The sequence below is a fragment of the Mesorhizobium intechi genome (assembly GCF_002879535.1).
Taxonomy (GTDB): Bacteria; Pseudomonadota; Alphaproteobacteria; order Rhizobiales; family Rhizobiaceae; genus Mesorhizobium; species Mesorhizobium intechi.
Genome location: NZ_PNOT02000229.1, coordinates 1 through 4,029, shown reverse-complemented (window position 1 = coordinate 4,029; position 4,029 = coordinate 1). Strand labels below are relative to the sequence as shown.

Below are 4,029 nucleotides of genomic sequence, written 5' to 3'. Positions count from 1 at the left end.
GCGTAGCATCAGTACGCTGCAGGAATCTCCGGCGGCGGATGCAGGGGCAAATGGCATCCGAACGATCAGCCCATTGGCGTCCGCCAGCGTCCTCAGCATGGACGAATCCTGGATGCTGAACGGCGTCGCCATCAGGCCCCCATCGTCTTCCCTGACCACCGCCCGCACATAGTCCTGGCGCAGATCATTGGCCAGCATTGCGGCGCCCAGCCGCGCCGGGCGGATGTCCTGGCGATGGTTGCGGCCGCCGAGCCTTGCCAGAAGCGGCTTGAGGAACAATTGCGAACAGACCAGGCTTGCCACCGGGTTGCCAGGCAGGCCGATGCATCTGATGGCGCCGAGGCGTCCGAACATCAGCGGCTTGCCGGGGCGCATGGCGATCTTCCAGAAGCCGAGCGTCATGCCTTCGCCGGTCAGCACGTCATGGATCAGGTCATGGTCGCCGACCGAGGCGCCGCCAAGCGTGACGATGACATCCGCGCCGGCCGCGACCGCTTCTTTGACCAACGCTGCGATGGCGTCCTTGCGGTCTGCGGCAATGCCAAGATCGAGCGCGCGGGCGCCGACCGATTGCGCGGCAGCGGCGACGCCATAGGCGTTGGACGAGATGATCTGGTCCGGTCCGAGATCGCTGCCGGGCGGCAGCAACTCATCGCCCGTAGCGATGATGGCGACCAGCGGCCGTTTGACAACGTTCACTCTGGGATGGTTGGCCGAGGCCGTCAGCGAGAGCGCCGCCGCATCGAGTAGCCGACCGCTTTCAAGCAGGACATCGCCTTTCGAAAAATCGAGGCCGATGCGGCGGATGTTGCGCCATTCCGCCGTCGGTTCGATCACTTCGATGCTTCCGCCGCCGAGGTTGCGGACGTTTTCCTGGATGACGATGGTGTCGGCGCCATCGGGCAGCGGCGCGCCGGTGAAGATGCGCACCGCCTGGCGCTCGCCGACGGAGCCCTCGAAGCCCCGCCCGGCCGGCGCCATGCCGATCACCGAAAGTTTCGACGGCACAGACGCCACATCGGCCGCCCGGACCGCATAGCCATCCATGGCCGAAGCATTGAACGGTGGCTGGGTGCGCAGCGCCACGAGTGGTTCCGCCAGCACCCGGTCAACTGCCTCGAACAGAGGCACGCTTTCGCTGGCCAGGGGGGCTGCGCCATCCAGCAGGCGCTCAAGCGCCTCCGCCACCGGAACCAGTGCCATCAGGCCTCAGCCTTGTAGTCGCCGGACTTGCCGCCGGTCTTTTCCACCAGACGGACACCGGAAATGATCATGGCGCGGTCGACCGCCTTTGCCATGTCGTAAATGGTTAGGCACGCAACGGAGGCAGCGGTCAACGCTTCCATCTCGACGCCGGTCTTGCCGGTGACGCGCGCCAGCGCGGTGACTTTCAGGCCGGGCAGCGCATGGTCGGGCTCGATATCGACGGAAACCTTGGTCAAGAGCAGTGGATGGCAGAGTGGGATCAGCTCGTGCGTCTTCTTCGCCGCCATGATGCCGGCGATGCGGGCGGTGCCGAGCACATCGCCCTTCTTGGCGTTTCCGGCGAGGATGGTCTTCAGCGTCTCGGGCAGCATCGAGACGAACCCTTCGGCGATCGCGGTGCGGGTCGTCTCTTGCTTGTCGCCGACATCGACCATATTGGCCTCGCCCTGCGCGCCGAGATGGGTGAGGGCGGCCTTCATCGTCAGACGGCCATGGAGCGACGTGCGTCCATTCGGACGCACAAAGTACGCTCTATTGCTTTGAATCTATGCATCGTGCCCTCCGAAAATCGATTCCGATTTTCGGGCCGATGCATCCAGAGCCTTGCCGGTCAGCAGAATGCGGGTCGCCGCGGTGACATCCTGTTGCCGCATCAGGCTCTCGCCGACAAGGAAGGTGCCGATGTCCTTCTTCCGCAGCCTGAGGCAATCGTCATGTGTGAAGATGCCGCTCTCGCTGACCAGCAAGCGGTCGGCCGGCACCATCGTTGCCAGCCGTTCGGAAGTTTCGAGGCTGGTCTCGAACGTTCTCAGATTGCGGTTGTTGATGCCGATCAGGCGCGACGACAGTTTTAGCGCGCGCATCGTCTCGGCCTCGTCATGCACCTCGATCAGCGCATCCATGCCGAGTTCGAATGCGGTCGCTTCCAATTCGCTCGCCAAGGCATCGTCGACGCTGGCCATGATGATCAGGATGGCATCCGCGCCCCAGGCGCGTGCCTCATAAACCTGGTAGGGGTCGAACAGGAAATCCTTGCGAAGCGCGGGCAGGGCGACGGCTGCCCGAGCCCTGGTGAGGAATTCCGGCGCGCCCTGGAAGGACGGTGCATCGGTCAACACCGAAAGACAGGCGGCGCCGCCCTTCTCATAGGCCTGCGCCAGTGCCGGCGGATCGAAATCGGCACGAATGAGCCCCTTGGAAGGACTTGCCTTCTTGATTTCGGCGATCAGGGCGAAGCGACCCGATCTGCGCTTCGCCCGGAGTGCCGCGAGGAAGCCGCGTGGTGCGTCGGCGTCCTTCGCCCGCGCCTTGACCTCGGCCAGCGGCACGCGTGCCTGGGCGGCGGCGATCTCGTCGCGCTTGTAAGCCTCGATCTTGCGCAAAATGTCAGACACGGTTCACCCGTTCGAGATTTCGATCAGCCGGTCGAGCACCTGCAGCGCCCGGCCGCTGTCGATGGCTTGCGCTGCGAGCGCGATGCCGTCGCCGAGCGTCGTCGCCTTGCCCCCGATCACCAGCCCGGCGCCGGCATTCATCAGCACGGTGTCGCGATAGGCGCCAGCAGCGCCACCCAGCATGTCGCGCATGGCCTTGGCATTATAGGCGGCGTCGCCACCGCGCAGCTCGTCCTTGGTGTGACGCTTCAGTCCGACCTCTTCCGGGGTCAGTGTGAAGCTGCGGATCTCACCGCCGATCAGTTCCGCCACCTGCGTCTCGCCGGTGGTGGTGATTTCGTCATAGCCGTCGCCATGAACGACCCAGGCATGCTCGGTGCCCAGCGCCTTCAATGTCTCGGCCACCGGCACGATCCATTCCGGCAGAAACACACCCACCATCTGCCTGACGACGCCAGCCGGATTGGAGAGGGGCCCGAGCAGGTTGAAGATGGTGCGGGTGCCGAGTTCGACGCGGGTCGGGCCGACATGTTTCATGGCCGGATGGTGCGCGGGCGCGAACATGAAGCCGACGCCGGCCTCATGGATGCAACGGCCGATCGTCTCCGGCGAAATGTCTATCTTGACCCCAAGCGCGGTCAGGACATCGGCCGCGCCGGTCAGTGAGGACAGGCCGCGATTGCCGTGCTTGGCGACCGGCACGCCGGCGGCGGCGATGACGAAGGCCGAGCCCGTCGAAATGTTGACGCTATGGGAATTGTCGCCGCCCGTGCCGACGATATCGATGGCACCCGCGGGCGCCTCGACGCGCAGCATCTTGGCCCGCATGGTGGCGACAGCGCCGGAAATCTCGCTCACCGTCTCTCCACGTACGCGCAGCGCCATCAGGAAGCCGCCGATCTGCCCGGGGGTCGCATCGCCCGACATGATGATGTCGAAGGCCTCGCGTGCTTCCTCGAAGGAAAGCGCGGTCCCTGCGGCCACCTTGGCGATATGGGTTTTCAGCGCGCTCATCTTGTCGAGGCTTGGGCAACGGCGGCCTGGTCGATGCGGACGTCATACTGCGTCTGCAACTGCGCCACCAATTGGTCGAGCAGGTCGTCCGACATGCCGGAAGTGAAGGATTTCTGTGCGTCGTCCGGCACCGAGCTGGCATCCGCTCCAGCGGGCTCGAAGACTTCTGCGACCTTGAACAATATCTGCCCGTCACCGGTGGGCGAGGGGATCAAGCCGGTGCCGCCTTCGCCGACGCCGAACATCGCGGCAGCACCTTCCTTGCCGAAATCGGCATCGTCGGCTTCGCGCTTCAGGCCGCGCTTCGTCTGCTTCTCCAGCTTGAGATCACCGGCGATGACATCGAGCGTGGCGCCGGCCTTGAGCCGCTTGTCGAGCTCGCTCGCCTTGGCGGCCAGCCGCTTGGCGGTCTCGG

The 4,029-nt window shown here is 65.1% G+C and carries 4 protein-coding genes and 1 pseudogene; all 5 read right to left on the bottom strand.

What is annotated here, in order from left to right; genetic code table 11:
* Nucleotides 1-1,203: molybdopterin molybdotransferase MoeA (locus tag C1D09_RS20235; protein WP_143975978.1), on the bottom strand; the 1,203-nt coding region annotated here is incomplete at its 3' end.
* Nucleotides 1,203-1,685 carry a cyclic pyranopterin monophosphate synthase MoaC gene (gene moaC, locus C1D09_RS20230; protein ID WP_143975977.1) on the bottom strand — a complete coding sequence of 161 codons (483 nt, stop codon included), beginning with the start codon at nt 1,683-1,685 and terminating at the stop codon, nt 1,203-1,205. The genes C1D09_RS20235 and moaC, both read right to left, overlap by 1 nt.
* 66 nt (nt 1,686-1,751) lie before the next feature.
* The gene (gene trpC / locus C1D09_RS20225; RefSeq protein ID WP_143975976.1) at nt 1,752-2,600 is read right to left on the bottom strand and encodes an indole-3-glycerol phosphate synthase TrpC; all 849 of its coding nucleotides are present in this window, start codon (nt 2,598-2,600) and stop codon (nt 1,752-1,754) included.
* A gap of 3 nt (nt 2,601-2,603) precedes the next feature.
* A complete protein-coding gene (trpD, locus tag C1D09_RS20220) occupies nt 2,604-3,614 on the bottom strand; it encodes an anthranilate phosphoribosyltransferase (protein WP_143975975.1) in 1,011 nt (336 codons plus the stop codon).
* Nucleotides 3,611-4,029, bottom strand: a pseudogene (locus C1D09_RS20215) (peptidylprolyl isomerase); the annotation flags it as partial. The gene trpD and the pseudogene C1D09_RS20215, both read right to left, overlap by 4 nt.

Bases quoted from the DNA above. Each gene is read 5' to 3' on its own strand.
- trpD (WP_143975975.1), bottom strand. From the start codon at position 3,614: ATGAGCGCGCTGAAAACCCATATCGCCAAGGTGGCCGCAGGGACCGCG.
- moaC (WP_143975977.1), bottom strand. From the start codon at position 1,685: ATGAAGGCCGCCCTCACCCATCTCGGCGCGCAGGGCGAGGCCAATATG.